This window comes from Streptomyces sp. NPDC088732, from assembly GCF_044751205.1.
Classification (GTDB): Bacteria; Actinomycetota; Actinomycetes; order Streptomycetales; family Streptomycetaceae; genus Actinacidiphila.
In genome coordinates, this window is the sequence record NZ_JBIVLI010000014.1 from 255,036 (window position 1) to 271,366 (window position 16,331).

The following is a 16,331-nucleotide window of genomic DNA, read 5'->3' on the forward strand; positions in this document are numbered from 1 at the left end:
ACCGTGGACGCGCACGTCCTGACGATCGTGCTGGCCCTGCTGGCGGCCTGCGCGAACGGCGCGGCCTCGGTGCTCCAGCGCAAGGCCAACCTGCAGCAGGACGAGCAGCGGCGGGACGGCGCGCCCGGCCGCGGCGGCGGAAGGCGGGGCGGGCCCGGGATCGTGCGGCCCGTGCTGCGGCTGGTCGGACGCCCCCTGTGGGCGGCCGGGATGGCCGCGCTCGCCCTGTCCGGTGTGCTCCAGGCGACCGCGCTCGCGGTGGGCCGGCTCTCCGTCGTCCAGCCGCTGATGGCGACCGAGCTGCTGTTCACCCTGATGGCGGGCAGCGTCGTCTTCTCCCACCGCCCGGACGGCCGTACCTGGCTCTGGTTCCTCGCGCTGGCCGCCGGGCTCGCCGTGTTCCTGGCCGCCGCAGCGCCCTCCGAGGGGCAGCCCACGGCCGTCACGGGCGCCTGGCTGCGCGCCGGCCCGCCGCTGGCCGTGCTGGCTGCCGTCCTGTGGCTCGCCGGGCGCGCGCTGCGCGGGGCGGCGGCCCGGGCCGTCGTGCTCGGCTGCGCCACGGCGACCGGCTTCGCCTGCACCGCGGCCTTGATCAAGGACGTCACCGGACGCATCCCGGACGGCCTCGGCGCGCTGGTCACCGCCTGGCAGCTGTACGCCGCCGCAGCGGTCGGCCTGCTCAGCCTGGTCATGCTCCAGGCCACCCTGCGGGCGGGCACCCTCGCCGCCTCGCAGCCCGCCCTCACCCTCGGGGACGCGCTGCTGAGCGTCGCCCTGGGGTGGGTGCTGTTCGAGGAGCGGATAGCGCTGGGGGCCCACCTCGTCCCGGAGATCGTGGGGGCCGCGCTCATGGCGGCCGGGGTGGTCGGGCTCTCCCGGTCGCCCGCGCTCGCAGGCGGCTGGGACACGCCCGAGCGCGAACGCACGCCGGCCCCGGCGCGGACGGCGCGCCGTGACTAGCGCGGCGGCCGGCCGGGCCGGCGCGGCCGCGCTGCTGCTCGCGGCCACGCACATCGTCCCGGCCGCGACCTGGCTGCCCGGGCTGCGCCGCCGGGCCTTCCCGGCGCTGGCCGGACTCGGCCGCGCCGACCATGTCGCCCTCACCTTCGACGACGGCCCCGACCCGCGCTCCACACCGCGCTTCCTCGACGCGCTCGACGAACTGTCGGTCCGGGCCACCTTCTTCGTCCTCGGCGCGAGCGTGCTGCGGCATCCCGCGGTCGCCCGCGAGACCGTGCGCCGAGGCCACGAACTCGCCGTCCACGGCTGGACGCACACCCGTCCCTGGCTGCCCGCCCCGGGACGGGACCGCGCCGCGCTGCTGCGCTCCGCGGCGGCGGTCCGCGACACCACCGGCATCGTGCCGCGCTGGTACCGGCCCCCGTACGGCATCCTCACCGGAGGCCGGCTCGCCGCCGCCGCGCCGGCGGGCCTGACCCCGGTGCTGTGGACGGCGTGGGGCCGCGACTGGACGGCCGAGGCCACCGCGGAGTCCGTGCTGCGGACGGTACGCGCCGGCCTCGGCCCGGGAGGCACCGTGCTCCTCCACGACTCCGACCGCGCCTCGGCCCCCGGCAGCTGGCGGGCCGCGCTCGCCGCCCTGCCGGAACTCGTCGCCGGGTGCCGTGCGGCGGGTCTGACGGTGGGTCCGCTCGCGGAGCACGGGGTGCGGGGCGCGTCCCGCCGATGACGGCGGGTGACCGCGGGTGCGCGGTGCGCGCCGCCGCCGCGCGGGCGGGCCTGAACCCGGTGCTGAGGACGGTACGTGCCGGCCTCGGTCCGGGAGGCACCGTGCTCCTCCACGACTCCGACCGCGCCTCGGCCCCCGGCAGCTGGCGGGCCGCGCTCGCCGCCCTGCCGGAACTCGTTGCCGGGTGCCGTGCGGCGGGTCTGACGGTGGGTCCGCTCGCGGAGCACGGGGTGCGGGGCGCGTCCCGCCGATGACGGCGGGTGACCGCGGGTGCGCGGTGCGCGACCGGGTTCGGCCGGGATCTGAGGGAGGGCCAAAGCCCGGGAAACGGCAGGTCATCAGGGTGCCGACGGGGGTGTGGCGGAGCCGGGTTGCGAGCCGCCGCCCCCTGTAGGACCGTGAGTTCGCAGTGGTACGACTGCCGCCCGAGGGGGCCGTCACACCCGTCACGCCCCCTCGCGAACGCACCACCGGCGGCGGGACCCGTCGCCGACCTTCGCACCCGACTGCTACCGCACCAGGCAGCGGCCAGGAAGGCAGAACGCCATGCCACTCCTCCGCACCCTCGCGTTCACGGCCGCCGCCACCGGTCTCACCACCGCGATGGCACTCGCGCCCACGCAGGCATCCGCCGCCGGCCCGCGGAACACCCCCGGCGCGGCGACGTACGCCACCGTCCTCGTCAACTGCTTCGGCCAGCCACGGGTCATCCCGGGCGACGTCCTGCTCGCCTGCGGAGACGGCAACGACCGCCTCGGCGGCCTTTACTGGACGAGCTGGGACCGCGACTCGGCCGTCGGCTCGGGGTACGAGGAGGTCAACGACTGCGATCCGTACTGCGCCGCCGGGACCTTCCACACGTTCGCGGTCACGGTGCGGCTCTCCGGCAACGTGGCCTGGCCCGGCGATCCGCATCTGCGGCGCTACACGACGCTGACGATCACCTACCTCAACCGGAAGCCGTGGTGGCCGCACTCCTCGACCTACGAGCTGTGGGACGGCCCGCTCACCGGGTGACCCCGGACGCCCCGGCGTCCGGGAGCCGCCGCGCCCCGAGCGGGGCCGCGGGCTCACTCGCCCGTGCTGCCGTCGAGGCGCTCCCTCAGCAGGTCGGCGTGGCCGTTGTGGCGCGCGTACTCCTCGATCATGTGCGTCACGATGTAGCGCAGGCTGAACGTCTCGTCGCGCCATCGAACGGCCTCGTCCAGGGACGCGGCGGCGTCCACGACGGCGCGGGAGTGCGCGCACTCCCGGTGCCAGGCCGCCAACGCCTCGTCGGGGTCGGCGGATTCGACATCGAACTCGGCGTGCGCGCCGTTCCTCGCCGGCCCCCAGTACGGCCCGATCTCCGCCTTGCCCCACACGAGCCGGAACCAGGTGCGTTCCACCTCGACGGCGTGCCTCACCAGTCCGAGAAGGGAGAGCCCGGAGGGTGGGACGGCCTTCTCGCGGAGCTGGTCGCCGGTCAGTCCGGCGCACTTCATCGCGAGGGTCTCGCGCTGGTGGTCGAGGAAACCGACGAGGGAGGCGCGGTCGCCTGCCGTGGTCGAGGGCGGGGTCCGCCGCTGAGCGTCCATCGCGGCATCATGCCACGGGGCGTGCGGCCCAGGGTCAACAGGTCGCGGGGGGCCCGGTGTTGGGCGGCGCGGCCTACGTGGCGCGGCCGCGGGCGTAGTGGCGGCGGGCCTTCATGCGGTTGCCGCAGGTGGCCATGGAGCACCAGCGGGCCTGGTTCGCGCGGCTGCGGTCGACGAGGAAGAGCCGGCACTCCGGGTTGGCGCACGCCCGCAGGCGCCCGGGGGCGGTGCGGCGCAGTTCGTCCCAGGCCAGGACGCTGTGCACCGCGAGGCGGGCGTCGTCGGGGACGACGAGTTCCCAGTCGAGGGCGCCGGTGCCGAACGCGGGCACCTGGTGCACGCCGCGCAGTACCTCGGCGAGGACCTGGGCGGTGCTCTCGCCGCGTACGACCTCGTCGAGCAGGTGCCGGGCCCGTCGCACCGCGGTGAGCTCCGCCGGGGTCCCCGTGCCGCCGCGGTCGCGGAGCCAGGCCGTACCGGCGTCGTCCCCGGCCAGGGCGTCCTGCTGCTCGCCGTGCACGACCGGCCGGCTGTTGAGGAGGGCGAGCAGGAACTCGCTGTCGGCCATTCCGGTCTCCCTTCCGTCCCCCCCCGGTGCGGGGAGGTCTCACCAGCTTAAGGCGTCATCCAGGTTGGAAAGCACCGGGGCGGGTCAAGGCCAGACGCAAACACTCCTAACCCCATCAATCGAATTGACAGGTTAGTGTGCATGGGCTTGGCTGGAGCTAACCGCACAGAGAGTCTTCGGAGGTCAGATCATGGTTCCCGTACGTCATCTCACCGTCACCGTCGCCGGGCAGGAGGTCTTCTACCGGGAGGCCGGACCGCGCGAGGCCCCCGTGATCGTGCTGCTGCACGGCTTCCCGACCAGCTCGCACATGTTCCGCAACCTGATCCCGCTGCTCGCCGACCGGTACCGGGTCATCGCGCCCGACCACATCGGCTTCGGCCAGTCCGCCATGCCGTCCCCGGACGAGTTCCCGTACACCTTCGACGCCCTCGCCGACATCACGCAGGGGCTCCTGGAACACCTCGGCGTCGAGCGCTTCGCCCTGTACGTCCAGGACTACGGCGCCCCGATCGGCTGGCGCCTCGCGCTGCGCGCCCCCGCCCGGATCACCGGCATCGTCAGCCAGAACGGCAACGCGTACACCGAGGGCTTCGTCGAGGAGTTCTGGAAGACGGTCTGGGCCTTCGCCGCCGATCCGAACCCCGAGAACGAGAAGGGGGCGCGGTTCGCGCTGAGCGAGGAGGGCACCCGCTGGCAGTACCTCAACGGCGTCCCGGAGCCGAGCCTGGTCAGCCCCGACACCTGGCTGCACGACCTGGCGCTGCTGAACCGGCCCGGCAACGACGAGATCCAGCTGCGGCTGTTCCGGGACTACCCCCGGAACGCGGAGATGTACCCGGCCGTCCAGGAGTACTTCCGCAGCAGCCAGGTCCCGCTGCTGGCCGTGTGGGGCGCGGGCGACGAGATCTTCGGCCCGGACGGCGCCCGCGCGTTCCTCCGCGACCTCCCCGACGCCGAGGTCCACCTGCTCGACGCAGGGCACTTCGCCCTGGAGAGCCAGCTCGACACGATCGCCGGCTACATGCGCGGTTTCCTCGGGCGCATCACGTCCTGAGCCGCGGCGGCGGCCCGGGCACCGCGGACGAAGTCGGCGACGTCGGGGCGGGAGACCCGCTCGGGCCAGGCCAGGACGACCCGCGTCGGCGCCAGGTCCGCCACCGGGACGGCCACGGCCGACGGCCCGATCCGTCCGGCGGCGGTCGAGCCCACCACGGCGACGAGGCGGCCGAGCGCCACGCGGTCGACGATCTCGTCCAGCGTGGCGGCCGGGCACTCGCCCTGGTAGGCCGCCTCGTGCCGCAGATCGGCCGTGGTCACGAACGCGCGCGCCGCGAGGGCGTGCCCGGCCGGGAGCAGGGCGACCGGCTCCTCCTCGGTGAGGTCGGCGGTCCGCAGCCCGGTCAGGTCGTCGGTGCCGGCGCACAGCACGGCGACGTCAGCGCTGCCGTCCCGCAGCGCGGCGGGCTGGTTGTGGGTGAAGACCAGGTCGACCGCCGGCCCCTCGCCGCCGCGCACCAGTTCACCGAGCAGCCCCGACGCGGTGCCGGGCCGCACCGCGAGCACCAGGCGGGCCGGTGCGGCGGCCCGCCGCGTGCGGCGCACCAGTGCGTCGAGGCCGTCCAGCGACCTGCGGCTCTCCTCCAGGAACACCGCGCCCGCTTCCGTCAGCTCGACGCGGCGGCTGCTGCGTTCCAGCAGCCGCACCCCGACCCGCCGCTCCAGCCTGCCGATGGCGCGCGACAGCGGCGGCTGTGCGATGCCCAGCCGCTCGGCGGCACGGCCGAAATGCAGCTCCTCGGCGACGGCGACGAAGTAGACCAGCTCACGGGTCTCCAGTCGATCCATACCTTCAGGGTATGCATGCTTGTCAAAGCGGCCATCCCGCGGCCCCGGACGGGCCGTTCGCGTCAGGGCGCCGGTGTCCGGGGGAGCGGACGCGGTGATGGACACCGCGGGCCGCGTGCCGCCGGGCCCGGGCGCGGGTGGTGTCCCGGGCCGGGTGGTGGTCGAGGTCGCCCGGGACGCCGCCCGCCCCGCGGGCCAGGGCGGGTGCGCGTAGCCTGGAAAGCCACCGGCCCCGGGCCCGGGGCGGGCCGTCGACCTGGTGAGACGCGGGTGGCAAGCATGGACTGTGCCGAACTCGACGAGGCGCCGGCGGACATCGCGCCCCTGCCGCCGGCGGACGGCTGCGCCGAATGCCTGGCGCACGGCCGGCGTGACTGGGTGCATCTGCGGCTGTGCCTGGCCTGCGGACGGGTGGGCTGCTGCGACAGCTCGCCCGGCAAGCACGCCAGCGCGCACTACGCGGCCTCCGGGCACCCGGTGATCCGCTCGTTCCAGCCGGGTGAGACGTGGCGGTGGTGCTTCGTGCACGGCACCGCGGGCTGACGCCGGCCGTTCAGGGCCCGGCGACCGGGTCTCCGGCCTGTGCGAGGCCGATGAACATGGTCCGGTGGAGGGACTCCACATGGTGCCGGGCGACCTCGGCCGCCGCGGCGGCGTCGCCCTTGCGCAGTGCGCGGACCAGTGCGCGGTGCTCCTCGTTGGAGGCACGCAGGGCGGCCATCGGGTACGGCAGGTAGTAGCGGTAGAGGTCGCGGACGACGGCCGCGTACGGGTCGACGGCGGCGGCAACGCCCGTCGCGGCGGCCACCGCGAGGTGGAAGCGCTCGTCGCAGCTGTGGAACTCCGCCCAGCCGGTGGCACGGTCCATCCGGTCGACCAGGGCGTCGAGTTCGCGGAGCGCGGGTTCGCCGGCGCGGCCGGCGGCGAGGTGGGCGATGCCGCACTCCAGGACGAGCCGGTGGTCGATCAGCCGGCGGACGGCGGCGGTGTCGGAGCGGTAGGTGCCGACCGCGCCGACCGCGTCCCTGGCGGGGTGCTCGGCGACCAGGGTGCCGCCGTTGCGGCCGCGGCGGCGCTCCAGCAGTCCGTCGTCGCACAGGGCCACCAGGGCGCGGCGGACCGTGATCTCACCCACGTCCAGGGCGGCGGCGATCTCCGCGGTGGGCGGCAGCCGTTCACCGGGCGCGAGCAGGCCGAGGTCGACGGCCATCGCTATCCGGGCCCGCACGGTGTCCAGGGCGGACAGCCGGCGGATGCCGCTGAGGGCGGGCGTGCTGAGCGCCGGTCCGGCGCCGCCGTCGCCCTGTGCGCCGCGCGCCGCGGCGTTCGCCGTGTCGTTCTCCGTGTCGGGCATGGGACCGACTGTAGTACCGGAAAACATCTCACCTTGAGCACTCTTGTTTATCTGATCAGAATGCTCTAATTTCCACTGCACTCGGAAGAAGCAGGTGAGCCCATGTCCCGACCACTGCCCGTGGCTCTTTCCCAGGCCCCGCCCCGTCCCGCCGGGGCACCCGTCCCCGGCTTCGCGGCGGAGGCGGGCGCCCTGCTGGAGCGCTTCCCGCAGACCCGGTTGCTCGTCTTCCCCGAACTGCACCTGTTCGGGGTGGACGGCGGCGGGGCGGAGAGCGAGCGGCAGTTGCGGGATGCCGCGGAGCCGCTGGACGGCCGGCTGGTGCGGGAGCTGGGCGAGCTCGCCGGTGACCTCGGCGTGTGGCTGCTGCCCGGCAGCATCTGCGAACGCGGCCCGGAGGGCGAGCTGTTCAACACTGCGCTCGCCTTCTCCCCGGAGGGGCGGCTCGTGGCGCAGTACCGCAAGATCTTCCCCTGGCGGCCCCGCGAGCCCTACACCCCGGGCGACCGGTTCGTGGTCTTCGACATCCCCGAGGCCGGCCGGGTGGGCTTCTCCATCTGCTACGACGCCTGGTTCCCCGAAGTCGCCCGCCATCTGGCGTGGATGGGCGCCGAGATGATCGTCAATCCCGTGATGACCACGACGTCCGACCGCGACCAGGAACTCGTCCTCGCCCGCGCCACCGCGATCACCAACCAGGTCTTCGTCGCGAGCGTCAACACCGCCGGCCCCGTCGGCACCGGCCGCAGCCTCGTCGTCGACCCCGAGGGCCGGGTCCGCACCGGGACGCCCGACAGCGCCGCGGCCGTCCTCACCGATGTGCTCGACCTGGACGAGGTGACGCGCGTGCGCACCTACGGCACCGCCGGGCTCAACCGCATGTGGTCGCAGTTCTCCGACACCGACCGGCCCATCGAACTCCCCCTCTACGACGGCCGCATAGACCCGCGCAGCTGGCCTCCCGCCCGCCGCGGCTGACCCCCCGGAGCCCACCCATGACCCAGCAAGCCGCGCCCGCGCTGGCCCGCACCCTCACGCTCAGAGCCGTCGTCTCCTTCGGCCTGGCCTACATGACGCCGCTGATCGTGCTGGGCACCTTCGGCGTCGTCGCCGACAAGACCGGCGGCGCGGTGCCCACCGCGTACGCGCTCGCGCTGGTCGCCATGCTGTTCACCGCCTACAGCTACGGCAAGATGGCCGCGGAGCACCCCGTCGCCGGCTCCGCCTACACCTATGTCCGGCGCTCCATCGACGGGCGGGCCGGATTCCTCGTCGGCTGGGCGACCCTGCTGGACTACTTCTTCCTGCCCATGGTCATCTGGCTGATCGGCGGCGCCTACCTCCAGGCGCAGTGGCCGGGGGTGCCGATGTGGGTGTGGATCATCGCCTTCATCGCCGTCACGACCCTGCTCAACCTGCTCGGCATCAAGGCGGCCGACCGCGCGAACTCCCTGCTGATGGCCTTTCAGATCCTCGTCATCGTCATCTTCGCGCTGCTCTCGCTGCGCCACGTCTTCCACACAGGCGGCGCGGGCGGCCTGTTCAGCACCACCCCCTTCCACAACGGCGCCACCACCCTGGCCGGCATCTCCGGCGGTGCGGCCGTCGCGGCGTACTCCTTCCTCGGTTTCGACGCCGTCACCACGCTCACCGAGGAGACGATCGAGCCCCGCAGGACGATGCCGCGCGCCATCATGCTGACCGCGCTCATCGGCGGCGGCATCTTCATCGCCCTGGCGTACACCACCCAACTCGCCCACCCCGGCAGCCACTTCGACGACCCCAGTTCGGCGGCCTTCGAGATCGCCAGGACCATTGGCGGCGACCTCTTCTCCTCGGTCTTCCTCGCCGGACTCGTCGTCGCCCAGTTCGCCTCGGGTGTCGCCGCCCAGGCCAGCACCTCCCGCCTGCTGTTCGCGATGGGCCGCGACAACGTCCTGCCGCGCAAGCTCTTCGGCTACGTCCACCCCCGCTACCTCACGCCCGCGTTCAACGTCCTGCTCACGGGTGCCGTCGGGCTCGTCGCGCTCCGCCTGGACGTGGCCACCTCGACGTCCTTCATCAACTTCGGGGCGTTCACCGCCTTCACTTTCGTCAACCTCAGCGTGATCGCGACGTACCTGCGCAAGCGCCGCGCCGGGCAGGCCCCCAGCCCCTTCGCCTGGGCCGTCGTGCCCGCCGCCGGCGCGCTGATCGACCTGTGGCTGCTGTTCCACCTCGACGGCAAGGCACTGACCCTCGGCGCGATCTGGCTGTTCCTCGGGGTGGTGTACCTGGCGTGGCTGACCCGGGGGTTCCGCACCCCGCCGCCGGAGATGACGTTCGACGAGAAGCAGAGCGCGCCGGAGCCCGTGTAGCCGGCTTCACGGTTCCGGCAGCGCTCCGGGGTCCAGGGCCGCGGGTTCGGCCGGCGGCCGCGGGAGCCGTTCCGGCAGCAGGCGCTGGCGCTCCTGGGGCCCGCCGCAGAGGGCAGGGTGGTCAGCCCGCAGCCACTGGCCACGAGGTGCAGTCTCGCCGGCCGGTCCTGGGCGACGTGGACGACCTCCGGCCGTTCGTCCAGGCCCGGCCGCGCTCCCAGGAGCCGGTCCGGGCCGGACGTCGAACCGGCGATCCACTACTGCCCGCGCAGGGCTCGTCCGGAGCGCCAGCGAAGGAGACTCGTCGTCCGGCGCGCGGAAGGGCGGCGCCGACGACAGCGGGGGGAGGTCGACGGTCCGGCCCGCATCGCGCCGGCGCGGCACGCGGACGGCGCGCAGGCCCCGGACATCGAGCTGACCCCGATGCTCATGGACCTGCTGGGCATCAGCACACCGGGCTTCTCCTGCCTGGTCACGCTCGTGGCGCCGCGGAGCCGGGGCACGGTGCGGCTCGCCTCCGCGGACCCGGCGGCCGCCCCGCTCGTCGACCCGCGCTACTACGCCGCGGCGGCGGAGCGCGAGGTGGTCGTGGAAGGGCTGCGCAGGACCCTGGAGATGTGCGCGAGCCCCATCATGCGGGCGCTCATCGGTCCCGCGTCGTTCCCCACCAGGACGGACGACGCGTCACTGCTGCGGTCCGCCCAGGAGTCCACGGTCTCCATCAACCACCCCGCGAGCACCTGCCGTGCCGGCGACGGCGAGCAGTCGGTCGTCGGACCCGATCTGCGCGTGCACGGCACCACGGGGCTGCGCGTCGCCGACGCGTCCGTCATGCCCGCGATCACGCACGCCAACACGTACGCCCCGTCCGTGATGATCGGGGAACGCGCGGCCGAGCTGATCGCCCGGGAACGCGACGCGTGAGCCGCGGGGCGTCGGCGGACCGGCGGTCAGGGCCGGCGGCGCGGCGGGTCGAGGGCGAACACCGTCAGCCACTCGGACTCGGCCGTGCGGTAGCCGAGGTCGGCCAGTGCCGGGGCCACCGCCCGCATGTGCTCGGCGCCGTAGACGATGCCGACCGTGAACGGTTCCTTGCGGCCGCCATGGGCGCGGTGGAACTCCTTCACCGCGTCCAGCAGGAGGCGGTCCCGCCGGTGCAGGATCACGTCCTCCATCCCCGTCATGACGTCGGCGGCGGCCTCCTCGGCGTCGGTGAGCAGGTCCTCGGTGCGCAGGTGCCGGGCCATGAACCGCCGCGTGCCGAGCAGCCGCATCCCCGCCGCGTAGACGGGCACCAGGGCGGCCACCGCGGCCCGCTCCCTGAACGGGACGTGCCGCCACCTGCTCTCGAACTCCTCGCCGGTCATGTCCGGGCACACCACCGGCACGCCCAGCGCGTCGTAGTCGATGTCCTGCACGACCAGGCCGAGCCGTTCGACGCCGTCCAGCCGCCGGTAGGACTGCGTGAGCGCCTCCGTGGTGGGCGACTCGCCCCTGATGCCCTCGGCGATCACCAGGTCGCACAGGGTGCGCAGGCGGGCGGTGACCTGGTCGTAGAAGGAACGTTCCCCCAGGTGCACCATCGGGAAGAGCACGAAGGACAGCCCACTGCCGCGCCTGCGGAAGCGGACGACCGCGGAACGCACCCCCGCCAGCTCGGTCACCTCGATGAACTGCATGCGGCCCCCCACACGGCTCCCCACCGCGCAGGACGCCTTCGGGGGAGCGGCCGGTTGCGCACGGGGGGCGGTCAGTTCGTGAACCGGGCCAGCAGGAGCGCGAGGCGGTCGGCGTGCCCTTCGCGGGGGAGGCGCCCGCCCCGGGTGAGGGTCACCAGGCCGTGCAGCGCGGCCCAGAACGTCTCCGTCAGCAGGCCCGGATCGTCCTGTCCGGCATGCGGGCGGACGGCCTCGGCGAGTTCGCCGAAGCAGGCATGGAGGGCCGCCGGAGCCTGCGGCGTGGCGAACGGCAGGTCCACGGCCCGGCCGAACATCGCGTCGTACAGGGCCGGGCGCCGCTCGGCGAAGCCGGTGTAGGCCGCGCTCACACCGGCGAGCGCGCCGCGGGCCCCGGGCGCCGCGACGCGGGCCGCGCGCAACTCCTCGGCCAGGTCGGCGAATCCCTCCACCGCGACCGCCGCCATGATGGCGTCCTTGCCCTTGAAGTGGCTGTACAGAACCGGCTGGCTGTACTCGACGCGCTCGGCGAGCCGCCGGGTCGTCACCGCGTCCCAGCCCTCGTCCTCGGCGAGTTCGCGGGCCGCCGTGATGATCAGCGCTTCCCGCTCGGCACGTTCGCGCTCCCGGCGCGTCCGGATGGTCATGGCCTCGATTCTAGCAGCGCTAGATTTCATGTCGACGCTCTGCTAGCGTCATTCTTGTTCCTAGCAACGCTAGCCCACGCAGGGGGAAACATGCTCAGCACCGTCGCCTACTCGCTCGCCGTCGTGCTCAACCTGTTCGTCCTCTTCATCGGGGGCCGCTTCCTCTTCGCCCCGCGCGCGGCGGCCGCCGGCTACGGCGTCCCGGCCGAGGCAGCCGGCGGCGCCTACCTGACCGTCAAGGGCCTGCGCGACGGCGCCTACGGCCTGCTCGGCCTGGCACTTCTGGCCTTCGTGGGCGCCGAGGCCGAGGCGTGGTACATGCTGGTCGTCGCCCTGCTGCCGCTCGGTGACACCTTGATAGTGCTCCGCAACGGCGGCACCAAGGCCGTCGCGTTCGGGATCCACTTCGCGACCGCCGTGGTCGTACTGATCAGCGCCGCCCTGCTCTTCGCCGTCTGACCGTCGTCCCACCGACCTGCGCCGAAAGGATCCGGCCGTGTCTTTGATCGTTCCCGGCTTCACCGAGTCCGTGGTCGTCCGCACCGCCGATGCCGAGGTCATCGGCCACGCCCCCACGACCATCCGGCTGTTGGCCGACAGCAGTGCCACCGGCGGGGCGCTGTCCACCCAGCGCGTCACGCTCACCGACGGCGCCAACGGGGCCAATCCGCACCACCACGCCAACTCCGCCGAGCTCTTCTACCTGCTCGACGGCACCGCCCAACTCCTGTCAGGCGAACAGGTCGTGACCGCCGAGCGCGGCGACCTCGTGATCGTCCCGCCCGGCCTCGCCCACGCCTTCGCCGCCGCCCCCGGCCACAGCGCCGACATCCTCATCGTGATCACCCCGGGTGTCGAACGCTTCGAGTACTTCCGCCACTTGGAGCGCATCGCCTACGGCAAGGTGCCGCCGGAGTCCCTGCTGGACGTCCAGGAGCTCTACGACACCTACTTCGAGACCAGCGCCCCCTGGAAGGAGGCCCGTTCCTGACGGTGCCATGCCGGCCGGCCAGGGGGAAATCCCGTTGGCCGGCCCGGGCACGCCCGGATACGGTGAGGGCACTTCACACAGCATGCTCCCTGGAACGACGCCGCAGGGCGGGAGCACGAACGCGCCACGGGTGCGGGGCCTCGGAGGGGCGGCAGTGGTGACACCTGCCCTCCCGAAGGAGAACCGCACCATGAAGATCGGCCTCGGCCTCCCCGTCGACGACCCCTCCCGACTGCTGTCCTGGGAGCGGCGCGCCGACGCGGGTCCTTTCACCACGCTCGGCCTGCTGGACCGCCTGGTGTACGGCAATCCCGAACCGCTGGTCGCCCTCGCCCTGCTGGCCGGCGCGACGACCCGGATCCGGCTCCAGACCGAGGTCCTCATCGCGCCGCTGCACACCACCGGGCTCCTGGCCAAGCAGACGGCCACGCTGGACCGACTCTCCGGCGGCCGGTTCACCCTGGGCATCGGGGTCGGCGGCCGCGAGGACGACTACCTCGCCGCCGGTGCCGACCCGCAGCGCCGCGGACGCCGGCTCGACGCGTAGATGGCGGCGCTGCGCCGCACCTGGGCGGGCGAGGACCACGGCAAGGGCATCGGGCCGATCGGCCCCGCGCCGGCCACACCCGGTGGTCCCGAAGTGCTCTTCGGCGGCTTCGCCGCCGCCGTGACCGAGCGCGTCGCCCGCTGGGGTGACGGCTTCATCAGCGCCGGGCTGCCCCCGCGGTCGATGGACCGGCTCTTTCGGGACGTGGAGCGCGCCTGGGCGGCCCAGGGCCGGGTGGGCGGCCCGCGCCTGCTGGCCCAGGTCAATGTCGCGCTCGGCACGGAGGCCGTGGTCGAGGAGGCGCGCGCGGGCATCGGCGCCTACTACGCGTTCACGGGCCACGCCGCCGGGATCGCCGCCGGCCTGCTGACCACGGAGCGGGCGGTCCGCGAGGCCGTCGCCGCGTTCGCCGCCCTCGGCGCCGACGAGGTGATGCTCTACTGCTGGTCGCCCGATCCGGACCAGGTCGCCCGGCTCGCGGACGCGGCCTTCTGAGACCGGGCCGCCGGGCCGGCCTGCCCGGCGGCCCGTTCCGGCAGCGCGGCCGAGCGCCGATAATCGAGGTATGAGTCAGCGCAATGCCTCGAACCCGACCCTGGGTGACTTCCTGCGGGCCTGCCGCGCGCGGGTGCACCCCGTCGAGGCGGGTCTGCCCGACGACGGGCGGCACCGCAGGGTGCCGGGACTGCGGCGCGAGGAGCTGGCACAACTGGCGAACGTCAGCGTCGACTACGTGGTGCGCCTGGAGCAGGGCCGCACGGCCAACGTGTCGACGACGGTGCTGGAGTCGCTCGCGCGGGCACTGCGGCTGCGCCCCGACGAGCGGGACTACCTGCTGCGGGTCGCCGAGGCGGGCGCGGCGTCCCACGCGCCGGCGCCGCAGCCTGCCGCGTCCGCCGTGCGGCCGCAGACCCGGACCCTGCTCGACGGCTGGGCCTTCCCCGCGCTGCTCCTGGGGCCCCGGCTGGACGTACTGGCGTGGAACGCGCTCGGCGCGGCTCTCCTGGGGACCGATTTCGGCGCCCTCCCGGAGGACGAGCGCAATCTCGTGCGGCTGGCGTTCCTGGACCCCTCGTACCGTGAGCTGTACGCGGACTGGCGGCACGTGGCGCGCGAGTGCGTGGGATATCTGCGCATGGGCACGGCCCACGACCCCGGGGACCCGCGGCTGCTCGCACTCGTCGCGGAGCTGTCCGCCGCCGATCGCGACTTCCGCCGCTGGTGGTCGGACCACCGGGTGCGCACGCGGGCGGTGGGCACCAAGAGCTTCCGGCACCCGGTCGCGGGCGCGATGACGCTCGACTTCCAGAGCCTTGTACTGGGGGACGAGCCCGACCGGACGGTCTTCGTCTACACCGCGCAGCCGGACACGCCGTCCGCCGAGGCGCTGCGCTTCCTGGCCACGTGGTCCTCGGCCCCGGCGGCCGCGCGGCGCTGACGCACGCCCGCGGCCCCGGCGCACGCTCCCCGGCTGCCTGGTAACGCCGGTCCCAGGCAGGCGTCTCCTACGGTCGAAGCGTCTCTGGCCCCCCGTCGGCGGCCGCCGCACGCTGGGTGCGGATCGGTGAACCGGCCGATCCCCGTACCCAGAGGAGCACTTCACATGACCACGTGGTTCATCACCGGCACGTCCCGCGGTTTCGGTCTGGAGATCGCGCGGCAGGCCCTCGACCGGGGCGACAACGTCGTGGCCACGGCCCGCGATCCGCGCCCCCCGCGGGACGCCCTGGCCGGGCACGGCGACCGCCTGCTGACCGTGCCGCTGGACGTCAACGACGAAGGGCAGGCGAAGGCCGCCGTCGACGCGGCCGTCGAGCGGTTCGGCGGCATCGACGTCCTGGTCAACAATGCGGGCCGCGGCCTGCTGGGCGCGGTGGAGGAGACCAGCGACGCCGAGGCGCGGGCGGTCTTCGACACCAACGTCTTCGGCCTGCTGACGGTGACCCGTGCCGTGCTGCCGGTCATGCGGGCGCGGCGCGCCGGACGCATCATCAACCTGAGCTCGGTCGGCGGGTTCGTGGGCTGGGCGGGCTGGGGCCTGTACTGCGCGACCAAGTTCTCCGTCGAGGCCGTCACCGAGGCCCTGCGACTGGAGCTCGCCCCGCTGGGCATCCAGGCGACCTCCGTCGAGCCGGGCCCGTTCCGCACCGACTTCCTCGACTCCTCCTCGCTGCACCGCACCGAGCGGGTCATCGGCGACTACGAGGAGAGCTCGGGCGGCATGCGCGCCTGGGCCGACGACAGCAACCACGCCCAGGACGGCGACCCGGTGAAGGCGGCGGCTGCCATCATCACCATCGCCGGTGCGGAGCGGATGCCAACCCGTGTGCCGCTGGGCAAGGCCAGCGTCGCCGACGTCGAGAACAAGCTCGCCGAGGTCGCGCGCGACATCGACACCTGGCGCGAGGTGGCCCTGTCCACGGACTTCGCCCCCTCGGCCGGATGACCGGCGCCCGCGCGCGCCCGGCCCCGACCGCCCGTGCGGCCGGGGCCGGGCGCTTCGCGGGGGCGTTCCGCTGCGTGATGTGCCGTCATGTCACACTCCGACCCCGACAATTGCTGAAATAAATTGGCCTCTCGTGACCGGAGTTGAACGCTTCCGCCCGGGAACCCGTATCAGACGGCGACGTCAACCGCGGGGATTGAGCGGAAGAGAGGCACGGATGAAGCTTGATGTGGCAGTGCGGGCGTGGGTGGAGAACTGGGGCGCCCAGGCCGTTTGCCGCGTGTCCGACCCGGACGAGCTGTTCGTCCAGGGTTCCGCGCAGAACAGGGCCAAGGCCCTGTGCGCCGGCTGCCCGGTCCGGACCGAGTGCCTCGCCGACGCGCTGGACAACAAGATCGAATTCGGCATCTGGGGCGGCATGACCGAGCGCGAGCGCCGCGCCCTCCTGCGCCGCCGCCCGGCCGTCACGTCCTGGCGCGATCTGCTCAGCACGGCCCGCTCCGCCTACGAGAGCAGCCCCGTCGAGGCCGCGGGGTAGTACTGCAACGGTCTTTGTCGTGACGGGTGGGCAGCTTCGGGTGGTGTGTGACCGCGTCGTTTGTAGTGGCTGATTCGGGCTTGGTGTTGTCG

Annotated in this window: 19 protein-coding genes and 2 pseudogenes; 15 read left to right on the forward strand and 6 right to left on the reverse strand. The window is 73.8% G+C overall.

Annotated elements, in window-relative coordinates:
- Positions 1-3: 3 nt before the first annotated feature.
- From ACIP9H_RS24355 to ACIP9H_RS24370, 4 genes and pseudogenes are all read left to right on the forward strand, one after another.
- Positions 4-960: a DMT family transporter gene (locus ACIP9H_RS24355; protein ID WP_401585935.1), complete on the forward strand. Its 957-nt coding sequence runs from the start codon at positions 4-6 to the stop codon at positions 958-960.
- Entirely contained in the window at positions 953-1,690 is a 738-nt protein-coding gene (locus tag ACIP9H_RS24360; RefSeq protein WP_401960767.1) for a polysaccharide deacetylase family protein, read from the forward strand. Before ACIP9H_RS24355 ends, ACIP9H_RS24360 begins: the two co-directional genes overlap by 8 nt.
- Positions 1,691-1,782: 92 nt before the next feature.
- A pseudogene (locus ACIP9H_RS24365) lies at positions 1,783-1,944 on the forward strand (polysaccharide deacetylase family protein); the annotation flags it as partial.
- Between the two features lie 292 nt (positions 1,945-2,236).
- On the forward strand, positions 2,237-2,707 hold the full coding sequence (locus tag ACIP9H_RS24370) for a hypothetical protein (protein ID WP_401585930.1): 471 nt from the start codon (positions 2,237-2,239) through the stop codon (positions 2,705-2,707).
- A gap of 53 nt (positions 2,708-2,760) precedes the next feature.
- On the opposite strand, the gene ACIP9H_RS24375 is transcribed toward ACIP9H_RS24370, so the two are convergent.
- On the reverse strand, positions 2,761-3,267 hold the full coding sequence (locus tag ACIP9H_RS24375) for a DinB family protein (RefSeq protein ID WP_401585928.1): 507 nt from the start codon (positions 3,265-3,267) through the stop codon (positions 2,761-2,763).
- A gap of 73 nt (positions 3,268-3,340) precedes the next feature.
- Positions 3,341-3,835 carry a CGNR zinc finger domain-containing protein gene (locus tag ACIP9H_RS24380; RefSeq protein ID WP_401585925.1) on the reverse strand — a complete coding sequence of 165 codons (495 nt, stop codon included), beginning with the start codon at positions 3,833-3,835 and terminating at the stop codon, positions 3,341-3,343.
- 190 nt (positions 3,836-4,025) lie between these two features.
- On the opposite strand from ACIP9H_RS24380, the gene ACIP9H_RS24385 reads away from it, so the two are divergent.
- Complete coding sequence (locus tag ACIP9H_RS24385; protein WP_401960771.1) at positions 4,026-4,892, forward strand: alpha/beta fold hydrolase; 867 nt, start codon at positions 4,026-4,028, stop codon at positions 4,890-4,892.
- Here ACIP9H_RS24385 and ACIP9H_RS24390 read toward each other — a convergent pair.
- Complete coding sequence (locus ACIP9H_RS24390; RefSeq protein ID WP_401960774.1) at positions 4,856-5,683, reverse strand: LysR family transcriptional regulator; 828 nt, start codon at positions 5,681-5,683, stop codon at positions 4,856-4,858. The two genes, ACIP9H_RS24385 and ACIP9H_RS24390, sit on opposite strands and share 37 nt — an antisense overlap.
- 279 nt (positions 5,684-5,962) lie before the next feature.
- Here ACIP9H_RS24390 and ACIP9H_RS24395 point away from each other — a divergent pair, with 279 nt between their 5' ends.
- On the forward strand, positions 5,963-6,226 hold the full coding sequence (locus ACIP9H_RS24395) for a UBP-type zinc finger domain-containing protein (RefSeq protein ID WP_401960776.1): 264 nt from the start codon (positions 5,963-5,965) through the stop codon (positions 6,224-6,226).
- Positions 6,227-6,236: 10 nt separating this feature from the next.
- On the opposite strand, the gene ACIP9H_RS24400 is transcribed toward ACIP9H_RS24395, so the two are convergent.
- The gene (locus ACIP9H_RS24400) at positions 6,237-7,037 is read right to left on the reverse strand and encodes a FadR/GntR family transcriptional regulator (protein ID WP_401585913.1); all 801 of its coding nucleotides are present in this window, start codon (positions 7,035-7,037) and stop codon (positions 6,237-6,239) included.
- A gap of 102 nt (positions 7,038-7,139) precedes the next feature.
- Here ACIP9H_RS24400 and ACIP9H_RS24405 point away from each other — a divergent pair, with 102 nt between their 5' ends.
- The 3 genes from ACIP9H_RS24405 to ACIP9H_RS24415 all read left to right on the forward strand — a co-directional run bounded on the left by ACIP9H_RS24405 (position 7,140) and on the right by ACIP9H_RS24415 (position 10,318).
- Entirely contained in the window at positions 7,140-8,015 is an 876-nt protein-coding gene (locus tag ACIP9H_RS24405) for a carbon-nitrogen hydrolase family protein (protein ID WP_401585910.1), read from the forward strand.
- A 17-nt stretch (positions 8,016-8,032) separates the two neighbouring features.
- A complete protein-coding gene (locus ACIP9H_RS24410) occupies positions 8,033-9,394 on the forward strand; it encodes an APC family permease (protein WP_401585907.1) in 1,362 nt (453 codons plus the stop codon).
- Between the two features lie 117 nt (positions 9,395-9,511).
- On the forward strand, positions 9,512-10,318 hold the full coding sequence (locus ACIP9H_RS24415) for a GMC oxidoreductase (RefSeq protein ID WP_401960780.1): 807 nt from the start codon (positions 9,512-9,514) through the stop codon (positions 10,316-10,318).
- A gap of 26 nt (positions 10,319-10,344) precedes the next feature.
- On the opposite strand, the gene ACIP9H_RS24420 is transcribed toward ACIP9H_RS24415, so the two are convergent.
- Both ACIP9H_RS24420 and ACIP9H_RS24425 read right to left on the reverse strand, forming a co-directional pair.
- Positions 10,345-11,073, reverse strand: coding sequence for a hypothetical protein (locus tag ACIP9H_RS24420; RefSeq protein WP_401960783.1), 729 nt, complete (start codon positions 11,071-11,073; stop codon positions 10,345-10,347).
- Between the two features lie 71 nt (positions 11,074-11,144).
- Entirely contained in the window at positions 11,145-11,717 is a 573-nt protein-coding gene (locus ACIP9H_RS24425; protein ID WP_401585899.1) for a TetR/AcrR family transcriptional regulator, read from the reverse strand.
- A 90-nt stretch (positions 11,718-11,807) separates the two neighbouring features.
- On the opposite strand from ACIP9H_RS24425, the gene ACIP9H_RS24430 reads away from it, so the two are divergent.
- From ACIP9H_RS24430 to ACIP9H_RS24455, 6 genes and pseudogenes are all read left to right on the forward strand, one after another.
- Complete coding sequence (locus ACIP9H_RS24430; RefSeq protein ID WP_401960786.1) at positions 11,808-12,176, forward strand: DUF4267 domain-containing protein; 369 nt, start codon at positions 11,808-11,810, stop codon at positions 12,174-12,176.
- A 37-nt stretch (positions 12,177-12,213) separates the two neighbouring features.
- Entirely contained in the window at positions 12,214-12,708 is a 495-nt protein-coding gene (locus ACIP9H_RS24435; protein WP_401585897.1) for a cupin domain-containing protein, read from the forward strand.
- 190 nt (positions 12,709-12,898) lie between these two features.
- Positions 12,899-13,750 (forward strand): annotated as a pseudogene (locus ACIP9H_RS24440) (LLM class flavin-dependent oxidoreductase).
- 70 nt (positions 13,751-13,820) lie between these two features.
- Entirely contained in the window at positions 13,821-14,693 is an 873-nt protein-coding gene (locus tag ACIP9H_RS24445) for a helix-turn-helix domain-containing protein (RefSeq protein ID WP_401585894.1), read from the forward strand.
- Positions 14,694-14,858: 165 nt separating this feature from the next.
- Positions 14,859-15,701: an oxidoreductase gene (locus tag ACIP9H_RS24450; protein WP_401585892.1), complete on the forward strand. Its 843-nt coding sequence runs from the start codon at positions 14,859-14,861 to the stop codon at positions 15,699-15,701.
- 217 nt (positions 15,702-15,918) lie between these two features.
- On the forward strand, positions 15,919-16,239 hold the full coding sequence (locus ACIP9H_RS24455; protein WP_401585890.1) for a WhiB family transcriptional regulator: 321 nt from the start codon (positions 15,919-15,921) through the stop codon (positions 16,237-16,239).
- Positions 16,240-16,331: the final 92 nt, after the last annotated feature.

What these genes read in the sequence shown, in the direction of transcription:
- ACIP9H_RS24370 (WP_401585930.1), top strand. Translation starts at nt 2,237, where the DNA reads ATGCCACTCCTCCGCACCCTCGCGTTCACGGCCGCCGCCACCGGTCTC.
- ACIP9H_RS24375 (WP_401585928.1), bottom strand. Translation starts at nt 3,267, where the DNA reads ATGGACGCTCAGCGGCGGACCCCGCCCTCGACCACGGCAGGCGACCGC.
- ACIP9H_RS24380 (WP_401585925.1), bottom strand. Translation starts at nt 3,835, where the DNA reads ATGGCCGACAGCGAGTTCCTGCTCGCCCTCCTCAACAGCCGGCCGGTC.
- ACIP9H_RS24385 (WP_401960771.1), top strand. Translation starts at nt 4,026, where the DNA reads ATGGTTCCCGTACGTCATCTCACCGTCACCGTCGCCGGGCAGGAGGTC.
- ACIP9H_RS24390 (WP_401960774.1), bottom strand. Translation starts at nt 5,683, where the DNA reads ATGGATCGACTGGAGACCCGTGAGCTGGTCTACTTCGTCGCCGTCGCC.
- ACIP9H_RS24395 (WP_401960776.1), top strand. Translation starts at nt 5,963, where the DNA reads ATGGACTGTGCCGAACTCGACGAGGCGCCGGCGGACATCGCGCCCCTG.
- ACIP9H_RS24400 (WP_401585913.1), bottom strand. Translation starts at nt 7,037, where the DNA reads ATGCCCGACACGGAGAACGACACGGCGAACGCCGCGGCGCGCGGCGCA.
- ACIP9H_RS24405 (WP_401585910.1), top strand. Translation starts at nt 7,140, where the DNA reads ATGTCCCGACCACTGCCCGTGGCTCTTTCCCAGGCCCCGCCCCGTCCC.
- ACIP9H_RS24410 (WP_401585907.1), top strand. Translation starts at nt 8,033, where the DNA reads ATGACCCAGCAAGCCGCGCCCGCGCTGGCCCGCACCCTCACGCTCAGA.
- ACIP9H_RS24420 (WP_401960783.1), bottom strand. Translation starts at nt 11,073, where the DNA reads ATGCAGTTCATCGAGGTGACCGAGCTGGCGGGGGTGCGTTCCGCGGTC.
- ACIP9H_RS24425 (WP_401585899.1), bottom strand. Translation starts at nt 11,717, where the DNA reads ATGACCATCCGGACGCGCCGGGAGCGCGAACGTGCCGAGCGGGAAGCG.
- ACIP9H_RS24430 (WP_401960786.1), top strand. Translation starts at nt 11,808, where the DNA reads ATGCTCAGCACCGTCGCCTACTCGCTCGCCGTCGTGCTCAACCTGTTC.
- ACIP9H_RS24445 (WP_401585894.1), top strand. Translation starts at nt 13,821, where the DNA reads ATGAGTCAGCGCAATGCCTCGAACCCGACCCTGGGTGACTTCCTGCGG.
- ACIP9H_RS24450 (WP_401585892.1), top strand. Translation starts at nt 14,859, where the DNA reads ATGACCACGTGGTTCATCACCGGCACGTCCCGCGGTTTCGGTCTGGAG.
- ACIP9H_RS24455 (WP_401585890.1), top strand. Translation starts at nt 15,919, where the DNA reads ATGAAGCTTGATGTGGCAGTGCGGGCGTGGGTGGAGAACTGGGGCGCC.